Source organism: Labrys sp. 22185 (assembly GCF_052045555.1).
In the GTDB taxonomy this organism is placed as follows: domain Bacteria; phylum Pseudomonadota; class Alphaproteobacteria; order Rhizobiales; family Labraceae; genus Labrys; species Labrys neptuniae.
On sequence record NZ_JBQEPH010000019.1, the window covers coordinates 66,111 to 88,161 of the forward strand.

19 protein-coding genes are annotated in these 22,051 nt (G+C 61.2%); 4 read left to right on the top strand and 15 right to left on the bottom strand.

The features are described from left to right. Genes narJ through ACTJKX_RS27405 form a run of 4 tightly spaced genes read right to left on the bottom strand, consistent with a single transcriptional unit; the run spans nucleotide 1 to nucleotide 8,710 of the window. Nucleotides 1-687 carry a nitrate reductase molybdenum cofactor assembly chaperone gene (gene narJ, locus ACTJKX_RS27390; RefSeq protein ID WP_149248996.1) on the bottom strand — a complete coding sequence of 229 codons (687 nt, stop codon included), beginning with the start codon at nucleotides 685-687 and terminating at the stop codon, nucleotides 1-3. Next, complete coding sequence (narH, locus tag ACTJKX_RS27395) at nucleotides 687-2,213, bottom strand: nitrate reductase subunit beta (RefSeq protein WP_149248995.1); 1,527 nt, start codon at nucleotides 2,211-2,213, stop codon at nucleotides 687-689. The genes narJ and narH overlap by 1 nt, the downstream gene beginning before the upstream one ends. Further along, nucleotides 2,210-5,953, bottom strand: coding sequence for a nitrate reductase subunit alpha (locus ACTJKX_RS27400; protein ID WP_440727156.1), 3,744 nt, complete (start codon nucleotides 5,951-5,953; stop codon nucleotides 2,210-2,212). The genes narH and ACTJKX_RS27400 overlap by 4 nt, the downstream gene beginning before the upstream one ends. Nucleotides 5,954-5,968: 15 nt before the next feature. After that, the gene (locus ACTJKX_RS27405; RefSeq protein ID WP_440727157.1) at nucleotides 5,969-8,710 is read right to left on the bottom strand and encodes a nitrate/nitrite transporter; all 2,742 of its coding nucleotides are present in this window, start codon (nucleotides 8,708-8,710) and stop codon (nucleotides 5,969-5,971) included. Nucleotides 8,711-8,880: 170 nt separating this feature from the next. On the opposite strand from ACTJKX_RS27405, the gene ACTJKX_RS27410 reads away from it, so the two are divergent. Next, a complete protein-coding gene (locus ACTJKX_RS27410) occupies nucleotides 8,881-9,582 on the top strand; it encodes a helix-turn-helix domain-containing protein (RefSeq protein WP_311934282.1) in 702 nt (233 codons plus the stop codon). Nucleotides 9,583-9,645: 63 nt separating this feature from the next. On the opposite strand, the gene ACTJKX_RS27415 is transcribed toward ACTJKX_RS27410, so the two are convergent. After that, the gene (locus ACTJKX_RS27415) at nucleotides 9,646-10,362 is read right to left on the bottom strand and encodes a carbonic anhydrase (protein WP_440727158.1); all 717 of its coding nucleotides are present in this window, start codon (nucleotides 10,360-10,362) and stop codon (nucleotides 9,646-9,648) included. Between the two features lie 136 nt (nucleotides 10,363-10,498). On the opposite strand from ACTJKX_RS27415, the gene ACTJKX_RS27420 reads away from it, so the two are divergent. Beyond that, nucleotides 10,499-11,395, top strand: a complete 897-nt coding sequence (locus ACTJKX_RS27420) for a hypothetical protein (protein WP_440727159.1) — start codon at nucleotides 10,499-10,501, stop codon at nucleotides 11,393-11,395. Nucleotides 11,396-12,063: 668 nt separating this feature from the next. On the opposite strand, the gene ACTJKX_RS27425 is transcribed toward ACTJKX_RS27420, so the two are convergent. Continuing rightward, nucleotides 12,064-12,759, bottom strand: coding sequence for an amino acid ABC transporter ATP-binding protein (locus ACTJKX_RS27425; RefSeq protein ID WP_440727160.1), 696 nt, complete (start codon nucleotides 12,757-12,759; stop codon nucleotides 12,064-12,066). On the opposite strand from ACTJKX_RS27425, the gene ACTJKX_RS27430 reads away from it, so the two are divergent. Continuing rightward, nucleotides 12,752-12,940: a hypothetical protein gene (locus ACTJKX_RS27430; RefSeq protein WP_440727161.1), complete on the top strand. Its 189-nt coding sequence runs from the start codon at nucleotides 12,752-12,754 to the stop codon at nucleotides 12,938-12,940. The genes ACTJKX_RS27425 and ACTJKX_RS27430 overlap by 8 nt on opposite strands. A gap of 38 nt (nucleotides 12,941-12,978) precedes the next feature. On the opposite strand, the gene ACTJKX_RS27435 is transcribed toward ACTJKX_RS27430, so the two are convergent. The 4 genes from ACTJKX_RS27435 to ACTJKX_RS27450 all read right to left on the bottom strand — a co-directional run bounded on the left by ACTJKX_RS27435 (nucleotide 12,979) and on the right by ACTJKX_RS27450 (nucleotide 16,322). Then, nucleotides 12,979-13,674: an ABC transporter permease gene (locus ACTJKX_RS27435; protein WP_440727162.1), complete on the bottom strand. Its 696-nt coding sequence runs from the start codon at nucleotides 13,672-13,674 to the stop codon at nucleotides 12,979-12,981. After that, a complete protein-coding gene (locus ACTJKX_RS27440) occupies nucleotides 13,671-14,390 on the bottom strand; it encodes an ABC transporter permease (protein ID WP_440727163.1) in 720 nt (239 codons plus the stop codon). The genes ACTJKX_RS27435 and ACTJKX_RS27440 overlap by 4 nt, the downstream gene beginning before the upstream one ends. Further along, the gene (locus ACTJKX_RS27445) at nucleotides 14,387-15,253 is read right to left on the bottom strand and encodes a transporter substrate-binding domain-containing protein (protein WP_440727164.1); all 867 of its coding nucleotides are present in this window, start codon (nucleotides 15,251-15,253) and stop codon (nucleotides 14,387-14,389) included. Before ACTJKX_RS27445 ends, ACTJKX_RS27440 begins: the two co-directional genes overlap by 4 nt. A 166-nt stretch (nucleotides 15,254-15,419) precedes the next feature. After that, the gene (locus ACTJKX_RS27450) at nucleotides 15,420-16,322 is read right to left on the bottom strand and encodes a LysR family transcriptional regulator (protein ID WP_440727165.1); all 903 of its coding nucleotides are present in this window, start codon (nucleotides 16,320-16,322) and stop codon (nucleotides 15,420-15,422) included. A 123-nt stretch (nucleotides 16,323-16,445) separates the two neighbouring features. Between ACTJKX_RS27450 and ACTJKX_RS27455 the strand changes: the two genes are divergently transcribed. Continuing rightward, nucleotides 16,446-16,991: an Lrp/AsnC family transcriptional regulator gene (locus ACTJKX_RS27455; protein ID WP_440727166.1), complete on the top strand. Its 546-nt coding sequence runs from the start codon at nucleotides 16,446-16,448 to the stop codon at nucleotides 16,989-16,991. Nucleotides 16,992-17,020: 29 nt separating this feature from the next. Here the strand turns inward: ACTJKX_RS27455 and ACTJKX_RS27460 are convergent, their stop codons facing one another. The 5 genes from ACTJKX_RS27460 to ACTJKX_RS27480 all read right to left on the bottom strand — a co-directional run bounded on the left by ACTJKX_RS27460 (nucleotide 17,021) and on the right by ACTJKX_RS27480 (nucleotide 22,011). After that, nucleotides 17,021-18,202: an NAD(P)/FAD-dependent oxidoreductase gene (locus tag ACTJKX_RS27460; RefSeq protein WP_440727167.1), complete on the bottom strand. Its 1,182-nt coding sequence runs from the start codon at nucleotides 18,200-18,202 to the stop codon at nucleotides 17,021-17,023. After that, nucleotides 18,168-19,601: an NAD(P)/FAD-dependent oxidoreductase gene (locus tag ACTJKX_RS27465; protein ID WP_440727168.1), complete on the bottom strand. Its 1,434-nt coding sequence runs from the start codon at nucleotides 19,599-19,601 to the stop codon at nucleotides 18,168-18,170. Before ACTJKX_RS27465 ends, ACTJKX_RS27460 begins: the two co-directional genes overlap by 35 nt. 2 nt (nucleotides 19,602-19,603) lie before the next feature. Next, nucleotides 19,604-19,870 carry a (2Fe-2S)-binding protein gene (locus tag ACTJKX_RS27470; RefSeq protein WP_440727169.1) on the bottom strand — a complete coding sequence of 89 codons (267 nt, stop codon included), beginning with the start codon at nucleotides 19,868-19,870 and terminating at the stop codon, nucleotides 19,604-19,606. A gap of 144 nt (nucleotides 19,871-20,014) precedes the next feature. Next, the gene (gene argH / locus ACTJKX_RS27475; protein WP_440727170.1) at nucleotides 20,015-21,463 is read right to left on the bottom strand and encodes an argininosuccinate lyase; all 1,449 of its coding nucleotides are present in this window, start codon (nucleotides 21,461-21,463) and stop codon (nucleotides 20,015-20,017) included. Nucleotides 21,464-21,540: 77 nt separating this feature from the next. Continuing rightward, entirely contained in the window at nucleotides 21,541-22,011 is a 471-nt protein-coding gene (locus ACTJKX_RS27480) for a cupin domain-containing protein (protein WP_440727171.1), read from the bottom strand. Nucleotides 22,012-22,051: the final 40 nt, after the last annotated feature.

Here is a 22,051-nt window from a genome sequence, read left to right on the forward strand (position 1 = left end):
TCAATGGGCTGCCGTTTGCCGCACGTCGCGACGGCCGGCGCGAATCTGGGTCCTCAGCCGATCGACAGAGCATCCTCCCAAGGCGTCGCCTGGACCGAAGGCGACGGCCGTCTCCTCCCACGCAGCGTCGAGAGCCACAAAATCGTCGACCGCTTCGTCCTCGCCCGGATCCGTGGCGATCCCGCCACCGGCAAGGGCGCCCAACACGGCGAAGACCGACGCGTAGGCTGAGCCGCGCTTTGCCAAGCGTTCCTGCAGGCTCGCAATGATATGGGCGGTGTCCGCGAGCAGTGCCCTGGCCTCGGCGACGGGACGTGTCGACAGATATTCGAGAAACAGCGGCAGATAATCGGGCAATTCGTTGCCGACAAGGATCATCCCGCCTTTTTCGTAAAGCGCAGCGAGATCGACCATAGCCTGACCGCGATCCCGGCTTTCGCCATGCACATGCTCGAACAGATGCAGTGACAGGCGCCTCGTCTTGTCGAAAAGGTCGACATAGCGCTCCTGCAGGTCGAAAAGGTCCAACGTCGCGAATTCCGCGAGCAGTTGCTCCAGCGCCTGGAGCAGCCGAGGATTGATCAGCTGTTCCGAATGCAGGATGCCGGAGATCTCGCTGCTTGCAGCCCGGAGATCGTCGCCCGGGTAGGACAGCAGTGCCGAAAGCACTTTGAACGTTGCAGCCATCACGCGACCTCCATCGGGTTGCGGGCCTTCTTGACCTGCTTGGTCGCGAAGAGATTGGTCTCGCTGGTGCCGCCCGAGCAGCCATTGCCGAAGGAGAAACCGCAGGAGCCACGCAGGTCGTAGGCGTCCTCGCTCCATTCGCGATGGGCGGTCGGTATGACGAAGCGATCCTCGTAATTGGCAATCGCCATCACCTGGTACATCTCCTCGATGGCTCCGCCGGTCAGCCCTACCTTCGTGGCAATCCGCTCGTCCAGGCGACCATCGACTGTCTTCGCGCGCATATAGCTGCGCATCGCGAGCATGCGCTCGAGCGCCAGTGCGACGGGCTCTTCCTTTCCAGCCGTCAGCAAATTGGCAAGATAGCGTAGGGGGATGCGCAGGGACCGCACATCCGGCATATCGCCGTCGAGCCCCATCCTGCCGGCGGCGGCGGCGGACTGGATCGGCGACAGCGGCGGCACGTACCAGACCATGGGCAGGGTGCGGTATTCCGGATGCAGCGGGAAGGCGATCTTCCATTCCATAGCCATCTTCCAGATCGGCGAATGACGTGCGGCTTCGATCCAGGCATCGGGCACGCCGTCCACACGTGCCTGCGCGATCACTGCCGGGTCTTTTGGATCGAGGAAGAGATCGAGTTGAGCCTGATAAAGATCCTTCTCGTCGGGCGTTGCCGCCGCAGCCTCGATACGGTCGGCGTCATAAAGGACGACGCCCAGATAGCGGATGCGCCCAACGCACGTCTCCGAGCACACCGTCGGCTGGCCCGCCTCGATGCGCGGGAAGCAGAAGATGCACTTTTCGGACTTACCTGAGGACCAGTTGTAGTAGATCTTCTTGTATGGGCAGCCCGAGACGCACATGCGCCAGCCGCGGCACTTGTCCTGGTCGATCAGGACGATACCATCCTCCTCGCGCTTGTAGATCGCGCCCGAGGGGCACACCGCGACGCAAGCCGGATTGAGGCAATGCTCGCACAGCCTCGGCAAATACATCATGAAGGTGTTTTCGAATTCACCGTAGATGTCCTTCTGAACATCTTCGAAATTGACGTCCTTCGAACGCTTCTCGAACTCGCCGCCGAGAATCTCCTCCCAGTTCGGCCCCCATTCGATCTTTTCGATCCGCTCACCGCTGATTGCCGAGCGCGGCCTGGCCGTCGGGAAGGCCTTCGATTCCTTTGCCGTGTGCAGGTGTTCATAATCGAAGGTGAACGGTTCGTAGTAGTCATCGATCTCGGGTAGGTCGGGGTTGGCGAAGATATTGGCAAGAATGCGCCATTTGGCACCCATCCTGGGTTCGATCTTGCCGTTTTTCTTGCGCCGCCAGCCGCCGTTCCACTTTGCCTGGTTCTCCCATTCGCGCGGGTAGCCGACACCGGGCTTGGTCTCCACATTGTTGAACCAAGCGTATTCGACGCCTTCGCGGTTGGTCCACACGTTCTTGCAGGTAACGGAGCAAGTGTGACACCCGATGCATTTATCGAGGTTGAGCACCATCGCGATCTGAGCACGGATTTTCATTCTGCGGCCTCCTTGGGTGCCTCGGATACGAGCGGCTCTTCAAGCCAGTCGACGGCTGACATCTTGCGCACGACGATGAACTCGTCCCGGTTGGCTCCCACGGTTCCGTAGTAGTTGAAGCCATAGGATTGTTGGGCATAGCCTCCGATCATGTGGGTCGGCTTGAGCACGGTACGGGTGACCGAGTTGTGAATGCCGCCGCGGTTGCCGGTGAGTTCGGAGCCAGGCGTGTTCACGATCTTTTCCTGGGCATGATACATCAGCATCATGCCGGGCTTGATCCGCTGGGAGACCACTGCACGGGCCGTCAGTGCGCCATTGGCGTTGAAGACTTCCACCCAGTCATTGTCCACGATCGCCGCCGTCTTCGCGTCGGTCTCGGAGATCCATACGACCGGACCGCCGCGATTGAGCGTCAGCATCAGGAGATTATCGGTATAGGTCGAGTGAATGCCCCATTTTTGGTGGGGCGTGATGAAGTTGAGGACGATCTCGGTGTTGCCGTTGGGCTTGAGCCCCTTGACAGCCGGGATGGTCTTCAGATCGACCGGCGGCTTCCAGGTAACGAAGCCTTCCCCGAAGGCCCGCATCCAGAGGTGGTCCTGGTAGAGCTGCTGGCGGCCGGTAAGCGTGCGCCAGGGGATCAGTTCGTGCACATTCGTGTAGCCGGCATTGTAGCATACCTTTTCGCTCTCGATGCCGGACCAAGTCGGCGAGGAAATGATCTTGCGCGGTTGGGCTTGGATATCGCGGAAGCGGATCTTCTCATCTTCCTTGGGGATTGCGAGATGAGCATGTTCCCGGCCGGTGGCCCTTGAGAGGGCCTCCCAGGCTTTCACGGCTACCTCGCCATTGGTTTCGGGCGCGAGCATGAGGATGACTTCGGTCGCGTCGATGTCTGTCTCGATTTTCGGCAGTCCTTTGGCGGTGCCATCCGCATGAACACCATTGAGAGCGCCAAGCGCCTCGACCTCATGCTCCGTCTTCCAGGCGATGCCCTTGCCGCCATTGCCGATCTTCGTCATCAGCGGACCGAGGGCCGTGAAGCGGGCATGGAGGTTTGGATAATCGCGGGTAACGACATTGACCGCCGGCATGGTCCTGCCAGGGATTGGCTCGATTTCTCCGTGCTTCCAGTCGGCGACCTCGAAAGGCTGCGCGATCTCACCCGGTGTGTCGTGCTGGATCGGCGTGAGGACGACGTCCTCCTCGACGCCGAGCACCTCGGGAGCGACCTCGGAGAAGCTCTTCGCGAGCTCCTTGTAGATATCCCAGTCGGATCGAGCCTCCCAGGCCGGATCCACCGCCGCCGAGAGCGGATGAATGAAGGGATGCATGTCGGAGGTATTGAGGTCGTTCTTCTCGTACCAGGTCGCGGTCGGCAGCACGATGTCCGAGTAGACGCAGGTCGTCGACATACGGAAATCAAGTGTCACGAGCAGGTCGAGCTTCCCCTGCGGCGCTTCTTCGTGCCAGGTGACCTCCTTGTTCCGCACCGCACCCTCGGCTCCGAGATCCTTGCCCATCACGCCGTGCTTGGTGCCCAGCAGATGTTTGAGGAAATATTCATGGCCCTTGCCCGATGAGCCCAAGATATTGGAGCGCCAGACGAACATGTTGCGAGGCCAGTTGGCAGGATGATCGGGATCGTGACAAGAAAGCTCCAGCTCCCCCGATTTTAGCGCCCCCGCCACATAATCCTTGGCATCCAGGCCGGCCATTTTCGCACGCCTGGCGATGTCGAGCGGGTTCTGCTTGAGTTGCGGCGCCGAAGGGAGCCAGCCCATGCGCTCGGCGCGGACATTGTAATCGATGAAACTCTGGTTCCAATCGCCCTCGGGCGCGGTTGGCGACAGAATCTCCGCCGCCGTCAGCGTCTCGTAGCGCCATTGATCCGTATGCGCGTAGAAGAACGAGGTCGAATTCTGGTGGCGCGGCGGGCGGGACCAATCGAGGGCAAAGGCGAGCGGTGCCCAACCGGTCTGCGGGCGCAGCTTCTCCTGCCCGACATAATGCGACCAGCCTCCACCGGATTGGCCAATGGCGCCGCAGAATACCAGGAGGTTGATCACGCCCCGGTAGCCCATGTCCATATGATACCAATGGTTCATGCCGGCTCCGATAATGATCATCGAGCGGCCATTGGTCTTTTCGGCATTGGTGGCGAATTCGCGCGCGACGGTGATGATCGCGTCCCGCTTCACCCCGGTGATCCGCTCCGCCCAGGCTGGCGTGAACGGCACATCCTCGTCATAGGAGGAAGCGACATTGGAACCGCCGAAGCCGCGGTCGAGCCCGTAATTAGCCATGAGAAGATCGTTGACGGTTGCCACTCTCACCCGACTGCCATCCGCCATCTCGATCGTGCGAACGGGAACGTTGCGGGTCAGGATCTCGCCATGCTGTGTCGCCACAAAGTGCTCGGTGGCCCGGCCTCCGAAATACGGAAAGTCGACAGCGGCGATTTCGGCGTTCTCGCCGGCGAGAGTCAGCCTCAGCCTGACTTCCCTGCCCTTTCCGTCTTTTTCTTCAAGATTCCACTTGGCATCCTCGCCCCAGCGGTAACCGACAGAGCCAAGGGGCGCGACGAGCGTGTCCGTGGCCTCGTCGATCGCTACCGTCTTCCAGTCCGGATTGTTGCTCTCGCCAAGATGACCTGCAATCTCCGAGGCTCGCAGCAGCCGCTCCGGAACCAGACGACCGTCGCGCTCCACGAGCCGCACCAGGAACGGCATGTCGGTGTAGCGGCGGGCATAGTCGTCAAAATAGGGAACCTGCCGTTCGAGATGGTATTCGCGCAGGATTACATGGCCCATGGCAAGCGCAAGCGCCGCATCCGTTCCCTGCTTGGGATTGAGCCAGATATCGGCGAACTTTGTTGCCTCGGCATAGTCCGGACTGACGACCGCACTCTTGGTACCCTTGTAGCGGACCTCGGTGTAGAAATGCGCGTCCGGGGTGCGCGTCTGCGGTACATTCGACCCCCAGACGATGATGAAGCCCGCATTGTACCAGTCGGCGCTTTCAGGCACGTCGGTCTGCTCGCCCCAAGTCTGCGGCGAGGCGGGCGGCAGATCGCAATACCAGTCGTAGAAGGACATGCACACGCCGCCGAGCAGCGAGAGATAGCGTGAACCCGCCGCATAGGAGACCATCGACATGGCCGGGATCGGCGAAAAGCCAATAACGCGGTCCGGGCCATGCTTTCTGACGGTGTAGGCATTGGCCGCGGCGATGATCTCGTTGATTTCGTCCCAGCCTGCCCGCACGAAGCCGCCATGCCCGCGGATCGAGGTGTAGGATGTACGCTTGGCCTCATCCTCCACGATCGAGGCCCAGGCCGCGACGGGTGTCATTTCAGCGCGTGCCGCCCGCCATAGCTTCAGTAGGCGGCCGCGGATCATGGGATATTTCACCCGGGCACCGGAATAGAGGTACCAGCTGTAAGAGGCGCCGCGCGCGCAGCCGCGGGGTTCGTGGTTCGGCAGATCCGGCCGGGTGCGCGGATAGTCGGTCTGCTGGGTTTCCCAGGTCACGATGCCGCCCTTGACGTAGATCTTCCAGGAGCAGGATCCGGTGCAGTTCACGCCATGAGTGGAGCGCACAATCTTGTCGTGCTGCCAGCGCTTGCGATAGCCGTCCTCCCAGGAGCGGTCCTCGCTGGTCACGATGCCATGACCGTCCGAGAACCGATCGACGTTCTTCCTGAAGAAGGTAAGCCGGTCGAGAAAATGCGACATTGCTGTTGTCCTTGACTACTCAGCCGCAGCCGGCCCGATGGGAGCACGGCGCTTGGCACGTTCGACATCGTGAAGGAGACCGCCCCTGCGTGTGTAGACGGCCCACGTGATGACCAGGCAGGTCACGTAGAAGGCGAGGAAGCCCCATAGAGCCGCCTGCGCACTGCCCGTGAGGGCGATCGAGGTGCCGAAACTCTTGGGGATGAAGAAAGCGCCAAACGCAGCGATCGCCGAGGTGAAGCCAGTGATAGCGGCAGCTTCCTTTTCCGCCTGCCGCTGGCGCGCCTCGGCATCGGCCTGCGGGAACAGACGGTCCATTTCCTTCGTGCTGATCGCCGGAATCATCTGGAACGTCGAGGCGTTGCCGACACCCGTGGCGAAGAACAGCAGCAGGAAACAGGCGAAGAAGCCCCAGAACGCCCCCGGCTGATCCTTGATACCGGTAAACCACAGAAGGCCCGCAACCCCTACCATCATGAGGGCGAAGACCCAGAAGGTGACGCGAGCACCACCATATCTGTCGGCGAGCCAGCCCGTGCCGGATCGCGACAGGGCACCGACAAGCGGGCCGAGGAAGGCGAGCTGCAGCGCGTTCACCTCGGGGAACATCATCTTGGCCAGCAGAGGAAAGCCCGCCGAATAGCCGATGAAAGACCCGAAGGTGCCGGTGTAGAGCCAGCACATGACCCAATTGTGGGGGCGCTGGAAGATGACGGACTGCTCGGCGAACGAGGCTTTTGCCGAGGCGATGTCGTTCATGCCGAACCAAGATGCAAAAGCCGACAGGATGATGAAGGGCACGAAGAAGAACCCTGCGTTCTGCAGCCAAAGCGGTGCCGAGCCCGAGGTCACCTTTACCAGTTCCGGCTCACCGCCGAACCCACCGAAGATGCCCACCGTGATCACGAGCGGCACGACGAACTGCACGACACTGACGCCGAGATTGCCCAGGCCGGCATTGAGAGCGAGCGCGTTCCCCTTCTCCGCCTTCGGGAAGAAGAAGGAGATATTGGCCATGGAAGAAGCGAAGTTACCGCCTCCGAAACCGCAGAGCAGGGCAAGGATCAGCAACACGATATAGGGCGTATCCGGGTTCTGGACCGCATAGCCGATGCCGAGAGCCGGAATGATAAGCGACCAGGTGGTAAGCGTGGTCCACAACCGCCCGCCGAAGATCGGCACCATGAAAGAATAGAAGATACGCAGCACCGCGCCGGAAATGCCGGGCAACGCCGCCAGCCAGAACAGCTGGTCGGTGGTGAAGCTGAAGCCGACCAGCGGCAGCTTGGCGACGACGACCGACCACACCTGCCAGATGGCGAAGGAGAGCAGCAATGCGGGAATCGACAGCCAGAGGTTGCGGCGCGCTATGGCGCGGCCGGTCTGGCGCCAGAAGGTCGGATCCTCTGGCCGCCAGTCGGTCAACACGCCTTTGCCCACGCGGGGCGCGGCGACCGGTTGCGGCATGCCCTGCATTTCGGGGAAGGCGGGCAGATTCGCCAGCGTCTCGCCCGTAGCGGATCGTTCCATCTGGCGAATTGCCATATGCATCCAGATCAGCGCGCCGGCGACCAGGACGAACAATGCCATGAAACAGCTGGTCCACAGGCCGGTGAGGTCGAGCAACAGACCGAACAGAATCGGCAGAAGGAAGCCACCGAGGCCACCGATCATGCCAACGAGACCGCCGACGGAGCCGACATGATCGGGATAATAGACCGGGATGTGCTTGTAGACTGCCGCCTTGCCGAGCGCCATGAAGAAGCCCAGCACGAAAACCGTCACCACGAAACCGACAAGGTTCATCTCCAGATGGAACGCGGTATTTCCCCTGATGCCGTGGACCACATAGTCGGTCGGCGGATAGGAAAGGATGAAGGTCGCGACGACCGAGACAAGGAAGGTCCAATACAGCACCCGCCGCGCGCCATAGGTGTCGGAGAGATGCCCGCCATAGGCACGGAACAGCGATGCCGGCACCGAAAAGAAGGCCGCGATCATGCCTGCAGCCTTGATATCGAGGCCGTAGACATTGATCAGATATTGCGGCAGCCAGAGCGACAAGGCCACGAAGGCGCCAAAGACGAAGAAGTAATAGAGCGCGAAGCGCCAGATCTGAATGTTCTTGAGCGGTTCGAGTTCAAGCCACGCGCTTTTCGGCCTGTTACCCGAGCGACGCCGTTCGACGATGATGGGATCATCGTCGGTCGTCAGCCAGAACGCAACGGCCATTAGGGCGAGCCCCGCCGCCCAGACCTGTGCGACGACTTGCCAACCGAAAGCGACGAGCACGAAGGGCGCGAGGAATTTCGTGACTGCGGCACCGACATTGCCGGCTCCGAAAATGCCAAGCGCTGTTCCCTGCCTTTCCGCGGGATACCAGCGCGACACATAGGCGACGCCGACGGCAAAGGATCCACCGGCGATGCCGACGCCGAGGGCCGCAACGAGCATCTGAAGATAGGTGTGGGCATAGGCGAGCAGAAAGGTCGCGATCGCCGCGGTCAGCATCGTCATTGCGAAGACGAGCCTGCCGCCGTAACGATCAGTCCAGATGCCGAGCGCCACCCTGATGAGCGAGCCCGTCAGAATCGGCGTGCCGACAAGCAGGCCGAATTGAGTTTCGGTCAGACTCAGTTCCTGGCGAATGCGAATACCAATGATGGAAAAGATCGTCCATACGGCGAAGCACGCCGTGAAGGCGATGGTGCTCGTTCCCAGAATTTGGCCAGCCTTTGGATTCGCGGTCGTCTGCATGTTTGACTGCCCTTCGGCGATTGATCCGCAATCGAGGGCAGAACTGCGCCTACCCTCGTAGAGCATGGCCAAGGGGCAGGTGATGGGCATTGATTTGCATCAATGAGATCTGTGATAATTGTCACATGATGAGGCCGCAATCATGGGCCGTGGACCGAGGAGTGAATGAATTGGACGAGACAGCGGCTACGTATCTATCGCCGGAGGACCTGCCGGTCTTTTGCGGACTCTCATCCTCAATACGAGATGAGCTGTTGCGTAGCGCGATCCAACACAGCGTCGCGGCCGGCACCGTCCTTTTCGAACAAGGCGACGCACCGAATTTCCAGATCGTAGCGATGTCCGGATCGGCCCAGCTTTTCGGCCGTTCAACAGCCGGGCGCGAGGTTCTCATCGAGGTCGTAAGGGCCCCCGATCTCATTATTCCGGCCGCCGTCGTCACCGGAGAACCTTATCTCATGCAGGCACGTGTACCCGAGCGCTCACGCTTCCTCTTGATTCAGGCTGCGGTGTTCCGCGAGGCAGTCGCAAGCGACCCGCTGCTGGCGCATGTCGTGATTGGCAGCCTTGCCCAACAGTTTCGACGCATGGTCCGGCAAGTCAAGAACCTGAAGCTGAGATCATCCGCCGAGCGCGTGGGGTGCTACATCCTGGCTCTTGCCGCACGCCAGGGCACTCCCGGCCGTGTCATGCTTCCCTATGGAAAGAGCCTCATAGCATCGGAACTTGGCATAACGCGCGAGTCGTTCTCTCGCGCATTAACCGGTCTGGAAAAATCAGGGATTCGTGTCGAAGGGCAGACAATCATAATCGTGGATCGTGTACGCCTCGCCGCCGAATGTGGTCCAGATTCTCTCATTGATGGAGTATAGGGCGCGTCCAAGAAGTGCCGGGATCGGAAGCCACATAGGATAACATTCCGATATAGGGATATCTCACACTAGGCTCACCCTACCGGTGGCAATGTCATAGAGGCCGCCCACGACCTTGACTTTACCCTTGGCAACAAAATCGGCGATGATGGGACCAGCTTTCTCAAGCTTGCGCACATTGTAGCGTATGTTCTGCAGGGTCGCTTCGGCAAGAGCATCGGAGGCCTTCGCCTTTTCGGCACGATCGATAGCCGGCTTGATGGCCGCTACAAGTTGCGGAAGATGGCCTGGCAATGCAATCCCATCCTTGAGCACCTTGATGGTTGCGGCTACGGCACCGCAATTGGAATGCCCCAACACCACAATGAGCGGCATGCCCAGGAACTTGACACCATATTCGAGGCTGGCCAGACCGTCGCCATTGACGAAATTACCGGCGACGCGCACAACGAAAAGATCGCCGGGGCCTTGGTCGAATGCCAGTTCGGGAGCAACACGCGCATCCGCGCAACTCACAAGGCCAGCAATGGGATATTGCGCGCTGGAACGAGCAACTCGTCCTGCCGAATAATCACGATTCTGCGACGAGTTGCTGGCGTAACGCGCGTTGCCTTCAAGCAGCCTTTTCAATGCATCGTCGGGCGATATGGTGTTCTGAGCGGCTGGACTCCCCGATTGCAGCGCTGCAGCGGGCAAGGCGAGCCCGCCGACAAACGCGCCAGCAAGGCCGGTTGCCAAGAGTCTGCGGCGCGTTAGGGACACTGCATGTTGGTCACACATAGAAACCATCCTGGTTTATTGAGCATGCGCCAAGGAACTGTGGAGTTCTTAGCTGCGCCGGTGTGAGATGATCGATACCCGTCGATAGTGAGGGCGAAGAACTGGAATCCCGAGTCCAAACTTTGCAGGATTCTTTATGTTGAAGCTTGAAGCACACTCGGACTTACCAATATCCGTTCGCCGTCCTGCACAGCGGCTGAGCGAATCCTTCATGTTCCGCGCCGCGAGTTTGCGTCTATCGCCGGGGTTCAAACCGGCTATAGCTCGTTATTGCCATCGCATGGCTGAAAAGCCGCCTGTTGTATGGCCGATTTATAAGCTCTTCGGTCAGTTCGAGCGCTATGTCGCTGCCTATCTGCTGATCCATAATTATTATGCTTGGCGTGAAGGCCAGGGCCCTTCACCGACGCTGGCAGCTCTTCAGAAGGTCACCCCATCGAGCGCCCGCCAGACAGCTGGGTTCGTTGCGGCGTTGAAAGCCGGCCGCTTTCTGGAAAGCGCAGTCAAACCTGCTGGTGGTCGGGAAAAGCCGCTCAAGCCCACCGCCGTAATGGTGGAGGAGATTGGACGCTCAGGCCGCCTCTTCGTCTCGGCCTTGGATGAAATCGAGACTTGGCGGCCAGCCTGGGCCCTTGCCCTGATGGATATCGACAGATTGGGCGTACTCCTTCAACGCTCTGCAGCTTTCGTCCTCGGTGACGGCACCCTCATCCACCCATTCCAACGGGTCTTGCATTTTGCTGGTCGGGATTGTGGCTATCCATTGCTGACTGCCATCATCGGTGCCCACTACGCCGCGACTATCAAGGCGTGTCCCCAGGCGGTTCCTCTCACCTTGCGCGCTTTGGCTGCGCGCTTTCAGGTTTCGCGCGCTCACATCGGCAATTTGTTGGACGAGGCCCGGCAGGCGAATTGGTTCATCATCGAAGCCGGCAACCTCGTCCATCTCGATAACGATCTCGTTCTCGAGTTTGAGAACTGGGCTTGTTGGCAAATGGTTCACTATGGGGAGATAGCGGCGACGCTGGAGTAGCCTGCATCGACCGCGTGAGTACCAGACATCAAGCTGAACTTAAACAAGTTCAGACGCAGACCGTTCCAGTTCGCCAAACGCAAGAACCGCCCTGATGCTCAGATCAGGACGGTAATTGATTTATGATAAAAGTGGTTGCGGGGGCTCGCAACCAAGTCTTACTCCATAGCTCGCCACAATATCCGCCCCTCCGATTTCTCTCGACAGATTACGACGGAAGGCAATTGGCCGTCTCATGCCACCGTAACAATAGTGCCCTATCCCGTACCGAAGCGATCACGATACAAACTCAGCGTAATGCCGCGCCGCTTCTGGAATGCCCAATAAAGTGCGTGGAGACCTCCGAACCTCGCACGCTTGCCAATGGAGTCGAGGGCCAATCCGACGTCTCTAGCAACGCCCTTGCGCATGCGATCGAGAGGTCTCGACGAATTGAAGCGCCGTCGTGCCGAAAGCACCACCTTGAACGACAGCTCCGCCTCAGATTTTGAAGTGCTGCATCGCCCGAATGCAGGGCAGACGTCGGCTGTCGCGGATAGGCAGATCCCGGAAGAGCGGCTGCTCCTGCGGTGCATAGGCGATCACTGACGCGAACACCCCAGCGACGGTCCAACCCACTATGGAGAGAGAGAATCATTCCCTGGCACTTCCTTGGCATCGTCGTGCTACTAGCGAACCGATCTCAAGAACGCGCCGAGACGCGGACTACGAGGCTGGCGTAGCAGTTCGGCCGGCGGGCCTTCTTCTTCGATACGGCCGTCATGGAAGAACACTATCTTATCGCAGACCTCGCGGGCGAAGCTCATCTCGTGTGTCACGACAAGCATGGTGCGGCCTTCCTTCGCGAGGGAACGGATCACGGCCAGCACTTCGCCCACCAATTCGGGATCGAGCGCCGAGGTCGGTTCGTCAAACAGCAGCAACTCCGGTTCGACGGCAAGCGCCCGTGCAATGGCGACGCGTTGCTGCTGGCCGCCAGACAACGAAGTCGGATAGGCATTGGCCTTTTCCTGCAGGCCAACCTTGGCCAGCAGTTCCATTGCCTTCTCCACCGCCTGCTGGCGCGGCGTGCCATGCACGTGAATGGGTACCTTGATGATGTTCTCAAGCACGGTCCAATGTGACCAGAGATTGAATTGCTGGAACACCATGCCGGTGCGTCGGCGCAGCCGCTCCACATCCGCCCGGGCCGGCGCTTTGCCGCCGCCGATCTTGAGGCTTTGACCCCTGAAGTCTATCTCGCCGGAACTCGGCGTCTCAAGGAAATTGAGGCAGCGCAGGAAGGTGCTTTTGCCGGACCCGCTGGCACCGATGATCGAAACCACCTGATGCTCGTAAGCCTTGAAGGAAATGCCCTTGAGCACCTCGACGACGCCGAAGCTCTTGCGCAAGTCCCGCGACTCGATTGTCGGCACCGCGGATGCGGATTTGCCGGGAGGCAGTTCGATTACACTCATCATTTCCTCCGGTGATGCTCTGGCGGCGGTACAAAGAGTCCCGCCTGGCACGCCATTGCTGGAATGCGCATTCTCGTCGTCTTGTTGAGATCGCCTGGCTGGGCGGGGTTGGGAATGGCTTGCGCCTCAGCCTTCCATCGCCAGGCCGCCGCTGCGCTTGATCCGGCCTTCAAGCAGCCGCACCCCGAAACTGAGTGCCATGTTGAGCGCGAGATAGACCGCGCCCGCCGCCGCGAAGACTTCGATCGGGGCATAGGTCTCGGAAGCCAGTATACGCGCTTGCCCGGTCAACTCGATAATCGTGATGATGCTGGCGAGCGACGTGCCCTTAAGAATCAGGATCAATTCATTGCCATAGGCTGGCAACATGGTGCGCAGGGCCTGTGGGAAGACCACCAGGCGGAACTTTTGCGTGGCGGTGAGCCCGAACGCCTTGGCAGCTTCGACTTGCCCGCGGGGAACCGCGAGCAGCCCGCCACGGATGATCTCGCTGCCATAGGCCGCCGTATTGAGCGACAGGGCGATGAGAGCGCAGGCATAGGCTTCCCGAAATATTGGCCACAGGATGGAGTTGCGCATCGCATCGAGCTGACCGAGTCCGTAGTAGACGAAGAAAACCTGCGCCAGCAGCGGGGTGCCTCGAATGACGTAGACAAAGGAGTAGGCAAGCGCCGAAAACGCGCGGACCGTCGAAAGCCTTGCCGCAGCCAGCAGCACCGCCAGCATGAAACCGAGCGCGATCGATGTCAGGGCGAGTTCCAGCGTCAGCGGCAGTGCCAAAAGCAAGGGCGGAAACGAGTCAAAAAATACATCCCATCTCATTTGCCGTATCCTCCGATGACGGAGCGGCTGAAATGGTGTTCGGCGCTTTCGAAAACCTTGTGCGAGACGGAGGTGGTGAAAAGAAAGATCAGGATGGCGACCATGTAGAACAAGAACGGACTGCGTGTGGAGCCAGCTGCGACGTCGATGGTGCGCATGAGTTCGACCAGGCCCGTGACGGAGATCAGCGCCGTGTCTTTCAGCACCAGCTGCCAGACATTGGCGATGGACGGCAAGGCATAGCGCAGCATCTGCGGCAGCTTGATGCGGAAAAACAGGGTGGCCCACCTCATGCCGAAGGCATTGGCGGCCTCGATCTGTCCTTTCGGAATAGCTTGGAACGCACCACGAAACACTTCAGCACTGTAGGCCGCGCAGATCAGGACGATGGCGAGCACGCCAGCGCTGAAGGCATCGGCTGCGACCGCGCCAGAATATCCCATCGCATTGGCGATGTGGCGATAGAACTGGCCGCCGCCGAAGAAGAGAAGGTAGATCACCAGGAGTTCTGGCACGCCGCGGACGACCGTGACATAGACACCGGAAATCGCGCGCAGCAGGATGTTCGCAGAGAGGCGGGCCGCCGCGATCGGCAACCCCACGACAAGGCCGCCGGCAAAACCCAGTGCTGCGATGACCAAGGTCATTGCAGCACCATATGCCAGTTCGTCACCCCAGCCGGTCGGCCCGAAGGCGAGAAGATCGAGAAGCTTCATTTGGCGAGGTTTTCGGGAATCGAGCCGTCGACACCGATCCACTTGACGCTCATCTTCGAGATGCTGCCGTCGGAGGTCGCTTCGCGGATCGCCTTGTTGAACTGCTCGCGCAGTTCGGCTTCCTCACCCCTGCGAAACGCCAGCGCCACGCCTTTGCCGAGGGCACCGCCTTTCAGCGCAGGACCAAAGGCGATGAATTTCTTGCCGGCCTTCTCCTGTTCGCCGATGAAATTGAGCGTTGCGCCTGCGCCGTCGACGGCGGCATCTATGCGGCCAGCGACGAGATCGAGCAGCATGTTCTCGCCCTTGTCGTAGATCTTCACCTTCATGCCCGGAAAGGTCTCGTCGAAGAACTTCGCATGGGTCGAGGCGCGTTCCACGCCAACGGTTGCGTCCTTGAGGGCCATCGCCACATCACCAATGACCGCTTTATCCTTGTCGCTCATCGAACCCACCAGGATGGTCGTGCCTTCTCCGCTCTTGAACTGGCCGAGCGGACTGTCGGCGGAGGCAATCAGGCGCGTCGGACCGGCATAGTAGGGGATCGAGAAATCAACGGCCTTCGCGCGTTCGTCTGTGATGGAGAGCGAGGCCAGGATGGCATCGAACCGCTTCTCGTTGAGGGCCGGGATCATGCCGTCGAAATTCTGGATGACCCACTCGCATTTGACGTTCATGCGTCTGCAGATGTCATCGGCCAGATCGGCTTCGAAACCGACCAGTTTGCCTGAAGGATCGGTATAGTTGAATGGCGCGTAGGTGCCATCGGTTGCGAGTTTCACCACCCGCTGATCAGCCGCATGGACCATTCCGGCTCCGGCGACAAGCGTCGCCACGGAGACAAGCAGAACTCGTCTCTTCATGTTCATTTCGCTCACCCTCTGTTCTCGTTTACGCCGCCCATGAAGCGCCCGGAACGGACGTCTTGCGCGGAGCCTTGTCGAGAGTAGGCCGAAAGATAGCCACGTTTGGTCAAACGAGCCGCGGCAGGTGGCAAAATATGTCTGGTTTGGCGCTCGGCCCGACAGTTTATTTCGCCAGCTCGATCTGGGTTCCCTGACTCTTCAGCCAAGCCACGAATGCCTCCGAGACCCGCCCCGGCGTATGGACGACGGCATAGTAGGCTCCAAGCACGACTTCGACCGACGGGCATGGCCGGACGATGCTCCCGGACTGCAAGAGGGAGGCGACGAAGGCCGTGTTGGCCTGGGCGACGCCAAGACCCGAAAGGCAGGCGTCGATCGACGCTTCGTCGGTATCGAAGACCATGCTGCGGCCCAGCGGCTCGAAGGGGATGGCGGCCCCTTTGCACCACTGTCGCCAGGACCAGGCATCTGCCGTGTCTTGCAGGATCGGCAGGGCGAGAACCTGTGCCGGTTCGACCTCGAGGGAGCTGCCGTCCAGGAGTTCCGGCCGGCAGATCGGCGCCGTGTTGTCCGCCAGGAACACCTCGCCCTCGGCATCCGCTGCCGCTGGCAAGCCGCGGGCATATTTGATTTCGATGTCGATCCGGTCGCCGCCCGCCGACCCGATGGTGCGAAAGCGCAGGTCGACCCCCGGGTGGCCGAGACGATAGTGCTCTATCCTCGGGATCAGCCAGCGCTGCGTCAGTGTCAGCGGTGCCCGTATGGTCAGCTTGGTGGCCTGGCCGGAAACCTCGCGCACACCCTTGCGAACTTCGGCCAGTGCATTCCTGACATGGCCGAGGAAGGCTTTGCCCGTATCCGTCAGTTCGATGGCGTTGTGGCTGCGCTGGAACAGCGTCACCTCGAGGGATTGTTCGAGAAGCTTGATCTGCCGGCTCACTGCGCCGGGGGTGAGGTTCAATTCGGAGGCCGCAAGCGTCAGGCTGCCGAGACGGGATGCGGCCTCGAATGCGACCAGTGTGTTGAGCCAGGGGAGCCTGACGGTCTGTGCATGTCTGATGCTCATTCAGGCGTTACCATTTTTCCATTGCAAGCTCAGGGCGTCCCCTCATTGTGACAGTGCCCCAGCAGACCAACTGGCCGACGGTGCGCATGCCGCCACAGTTGAGCCTCGTCAGGAGAAAACACAATGAACATGGTGCCCTTGAAACCGGAATTCGCAGGCCTGCCCGGCAAGGTCGATCGCATCGACCTTCGCATCCTCACCGAATTGCAGAAGAATGGCAGGATCACGAACTTCAAGCTATCCTCGATCGTCGGCATCTCCGCCAGCCCGTGTCACAAGCGCGTGCGCCGCCTGGAAAAGATGGGGCTGATCAGGGGCTACCGCGCGCAGATCTATTGGTCCCGGCTTTACTCCAACGTCTCGGTCTTCGCTGCCGTGTCGCTCAAGAATCACGGTTCTGCCGACTTCCAGACCTTCGAGCGCCGTATCAAACACCATCCGGAAATCACCAACTGCTTCGGACTGTGCGGGCCTTACGATTACATGCTGCGCTTCGACTGTAGCGATATCGCGGCCTATGAAGCGATCTCGCGTGAACTTCTCGACGGCGACGTGTCCTTCTCGCGTTTCGACAGCTTCGTGGTGCTGCGCGAGATCAAGAACGAGCCCTTGTCGCCGGCGCTCGCCTCGCTGCAGGGATCACAGGATGAATTGCGGCGGGTCGCCTGATCCGGTGACCTGGGCCGGACCGCCTCGGTTCAGGCGGTCTGGGCGTGTGTCGACTTGCCCGCGCCATCGGCCCGTCTGTCGAACCGGTAGGGGTCGAAACCTTCGATCTGCGTGGATGTGCGGCCATCGAGCACCAGCTCGGCTATCACTTCGCCGATGCCTGGCCCGAGCTGGAAACCGTGTCCGGAGAAGCCGAAGGCATGAATCAACCCGTCAATGGCACGGCTCCTGCCCACGAAGGGCAGTGAATCCGGTGACTTGCCTTCGACGCCGGCCCAACTGCGGATGAAATTGCGTCCGCGCAGGAAAGGCAGGACATCCACAGCGATGCGGGAGGCATCGAACAGGTTCTGCGGAACATATTTCGCGCGGCCTGTATCCAGGTCGGCGCGGCCGGGACCGCGCCCGAACAGCAAATTGCCTCGCCCGATCTGACGGGCATAGAAGAAGCGCCCATTGACCGGATAATCCACCGTAGACGTGACCAAGCGCGGAAACGGCTCGCTCACCACCATCTGCGGCGCCATCACGTCGAGAGGGAAACTCTCCGAGAACTGGGCCGCGAGACGCGCGCCCCAGGCGCCGGCAGCATTGATCAGGGTAGGTGCGCGGGCTTTGGTGCCGGCCTCTGTTTCGATTCTGAAGCACGTCCCGTCATGATGAGCAGTCCGCACCGCGTCGTATTCGACTATGTCGGCGCCCAGCTTGCGTGCGGCAATGGCGAATACCGGCGTAACCAGCCGCGGGTTGGCCGCGCCATCCCCGGCGACGTAGCATCCGCCGAGTACCTTGGTGCTGATCCAGGGGAAGCGCCTGGCAATTTCGGTACTTGTCAGCATCTGCGCACCGACGCCGTGACGCTCGGCCATGACGGCCCATTGCTCGACCGCCGCCATATGGTCGGGGCGGTCACAGATCTCCACATGTCCGGTGATTTCCGTTTCGCAACTGTCGCCGACAAGTGCGTCGATCTTCTGCCACTGATTGCGGGCGCGCAGGCTGAGCGGCAGTTCGGGTTCGGCGCGGCCGTTCGTGCGTAAACCGCCGAAGTTCACGCCGCTGGCCTGGGCTCCGACCGCGCCACGTTCGAATAGGCTGACCCGGGCGCCGCGCCGTGCGAGATAATAGGCCGAACAGACGCCGGCTATGCCGCCGCCGATGATCATGACATCCGTTTCAAAAACCCTGGTCATCGCCGTCACGCTTTTCACCGGCACGCATCCAGGCGTCGACCTGTGGGTCGGCCTGGCCGCAAGTGCGTCCATAAGAAATCGGTTTTACTGGTCCCTGCCCGCGAAGCTTGCCGACCTGATCGAGTGGCTTTCCGGTCATTGCTGAAAGCAGCTCGGCCAGGACCGGGCCGCAGACGCGCCCCTGGCAGCGTCCCATACCGGGACGTGCAAGCGCCTTCAGCCTGTTGACCTCCTGCGGCTCGAACCGGGCAATGGCGGCTCGGACCTCGCCGAAGGTGACGTTCTCGCAGCGGCAAAGGATGGTTTCGTCGGGCGCCTCGCCGATCCAGTCTGCCGGAAAGGGAAAGCTCGTCTCGACACCCTTGCGGAATGTCGCCAGCCGACCGAGCTTACGCTCGATCTGGCGCAGCCGCGTCTTCGACGACGGCATCCCGATGTCAGCGAGCAGCGCCAGTGCCGCGCGCTCGCCTGCCAGTTCGGCAACATCGGCCCCACCGATCGCGCTGCCGTCGCCCGCGACATAGATGCCATCGCCCGCGCGGCCCTGTCCGTCATGCGCGACGACCCACTGCCGGTTAGCCGCATCGAAGTGGGTTTGGCATCCGGCGATCTCCGCAAGCTGCATCTCGGGGCTCAGTCCGAAACCGAAGCCAACGGCGTCGCATGCCACGAATTCATCCCGGCCAACGGCACTGAAGTGGATACCCTGCACATTGTCACTACCTGCGATCGAACGCAGCCGCACCCCCTCACGCAGCATGACATTCTTGCGCGAGAGATAGCGGCGATAGGTAAGCCCGCGCAGCAGCAATCTGGGCAGGCGGGCCATGCGCGCGGCACCGCGCACCTTGTCGAGATAGGAGGCGGAATCAAGCACCGCCGCGACATTGGCGCCGGCCTTGGCGTATTGGTAGGCAACGAGATAGAGCAGCGGTCCCGTGCCGGCGAAGACGGCGGCGCGGCCGATGGAACAGGCCTGGTTCTTAAGCGCAATTTGCGAACCGCCGAGCGTGAACACACCAGGCAGGGTCCATCCCGGTATCGGGACGATCCGATCCATCGCACCGGTGCTCAGCACCAGCCGATCGAACTCCAGCCTGTCCGTACCGGATGCGTCGCTGGTGTGCACGGCATGATCGAAAATGTTCCAGACCAGCGTATTGGGTCGATAGTCGATCTTGCCCGCGAAGGCATCGAACATGTCGTGCAAGCGCACTGCCTTCGGCGCGTCGTCACCATAGAGGCTAGCCGGCGGGCGACTGAAGCCTTGGGGCTGGCGCCTGTAGATCTGGCCGCCGCTTGCCGGGGCCTCGCTGATCACCGTGAGGTTGCGGCAGCCGGCGCGATGGAGCGTTTCGGCTGCCCGCGTACCCGCTGGCCCACTGCCCACGATGACGATGCGGTCATTGCTGGCCATGATCACCTTGCCTCGCGCGTCAACACGACCATGCCGTCGCGCACTTCGGTGGTGCAGGCGCGAATCCGCTCTCCCGATGCGAGCGTCAGCCAGCAGTCCTGGCAGGCGCCCATGTTGCAGAAACCAGCGCGCGGCCCGTCGCCAAATTCGGAATGACGCAGGAACCGGCCGTTCAAGAGTATCGCGGTCAAGAGCGTATCACCGGCGAGGCAAGAGACACTCTCGCCATTGATAAGAATCGCAACCGGCGTCCTGTCGGTCTCGCCCAAGCGGATGAATTGTCCTGCACTGCTGCCTGTCATTGGATCAAAACTCGAAATACCGGGACTAACCTAGCGATTGTCCGCTCGCGGACTCTTCCAAATGAAATGTCTCCACGAGCAGATTCTTCCAAACATCGGATGCCTGCCGCATCAGTTCGACGGAACCGCCTGCCTGAGCTTATCGAGCCGCTCTTCTAGCCGCCCGCGCGCCGATGCCAGATGTGCGTGGAGCGCGTCGAGCCTGGCCCGGTGGCGATCCAGCTTGACCAGAGCCGCCTTGATCATGCGCCGCGTTTCGGCCGGCGAAGCAGCACCCGCCGATCGCCGTGCCTCGACGGAGCGACCCGGGTCGAACGCCTGCGCGACGGCTTCGTCGGGCAACTCTATGGTCCGACCGAGCACGCACTCGATAGTGGCAAGCACATCGCCATGCCTGAGCTCGTCTGGGTTCAAGCCGCGCTCGAGGGCATCCCTTACCAGGTCGGCCACGACGTGATGCGCCTCGCGGAACGACAAGCCTCCTTCACGCACCAGGCAATCGGCAAGGTCGGTTGCCGTCGAGAAACCGGCCCCGGCGCGTTGCCGCATCGTCTCGACATTGGGCTCGATTTTCTCCGCAACGAGACGGGCGATCGTCAATGCATTGCCGACGAGGCGCAAGGACGGCCACAGTGGCGCCAGCGACGAGCGGCCGGTGTCGCCCGCATGGCTGAAATGTCCGCCTTTCAGGATCGCGAAGGTGGCGGTCAGGCCACCGATCACTTCACCGGAACTCGCCTTGAGATATTCGACCGCCACCGGGTTCTTCTTCTGCGGCATGATGCTCGACGTGCCGGCGATGCTGTCGGGAAAGCGGACGAGGCCGAATTCCTGCGTGCTCCACACATACATGTCCTGTGCGAATCGCCCCCAGTTCGACGCGATGGCCAGAACGGCAGCACCTGCATCCCAGACATAGTCGCGCGATGTCACCGCATCCTGCGCGTGGACTTGGATGGCACCGAAACCAAGCAGGCCTGCAACCAATTGCCTGTCGATTGGGAAGGATGTGCCGGCAAAGGCGCAGGCTCCAAGTGGGCAGGAGTCGGCCGCGCCATAGGCGTTGAAGAGCCGCTCGGCGTCGCGAGCCAAAGCCTGCGCGACGCCCGTCAGGTAGAAGCCAAACGTGATCGGCTGTGCCGGCTGCATATGCGTGTAGCCGGGCATGAGGGTGTCGGCAAACTGGCTCGCCCGACGCAGCAGGGCCTGGCGCAACGCGATGGTTTTGGCCAGGAGGTCGAGAACCATCCGCCGCATCGCCAGGCGGTCGAGCGTGGCGTTGATATCGTTACGGCTGCGTGCGACATGCAGCCGCCCACCTGCCTTCGCACCGGCGCGGGCCATCAGCAGCGCCTCGAAATTGAAGTAGCCGTCCTCGCGGGCCGGATCGCGTGGAACGGCACCCTCGCCTTCCTCACGGATGCCGGACAGTGCCTCGGCAAGCTCGCAAGCGATCGCGGGCTCGATCAGCCCGGTACTGGCCAGCATGACGAGATGGGCCTCGTTGACCGCGCACAGATCGTCGATGCCGAGCGTCAGCTCGCGCTCGATGCGCGGCATGAAGACGAAATCGAGTATCTCGGGCGCCAGTGGCTGGGCGAGACGCGGCGAAATCTTCGATTGCATGATACCGGACCTCAGTAGGGAGTGCCGTCCTTGCGCACGAAGCGGCGGCCGCGGCCGTCCGGTATCTGCAACAGGTCGTCGTCCGGATAGGTTGACACATTGGCTTCGGCAAAACTGGCCACTTCGATGAAGACGACTGGCGCTTCGCCACGGTTGACGATCTGATGGCCATTGGCTTCCCCCGCCGGGAAGCCGATGACCTGACCGGCACGCACCGGTTGCTCGCCCTGGTCGGTGACGAGCGTCGCCTCGCCCTTCAGCACGATAATGAGTTCGTCCTCGTGGCTATGCCAGACCCTGAGCGACGATGCACAGCCAGAGGGCAGCTCGACATGGACGGCCGACAAATTGCCAAGACCCGTGAGCGAGCCAAGCCGCCGCTTGCAGCGGCCTTTGACAGGTCCCTGCAGATGCTCCGGATAGGTCGATCTCGTATCCGGTTCGATGCTTGCGGGATCGATCACGTGCGGCGAATTGGACATCTTGGCTCCTTTCATGCGCCGGCCTCTTTGCCGGTGTCAG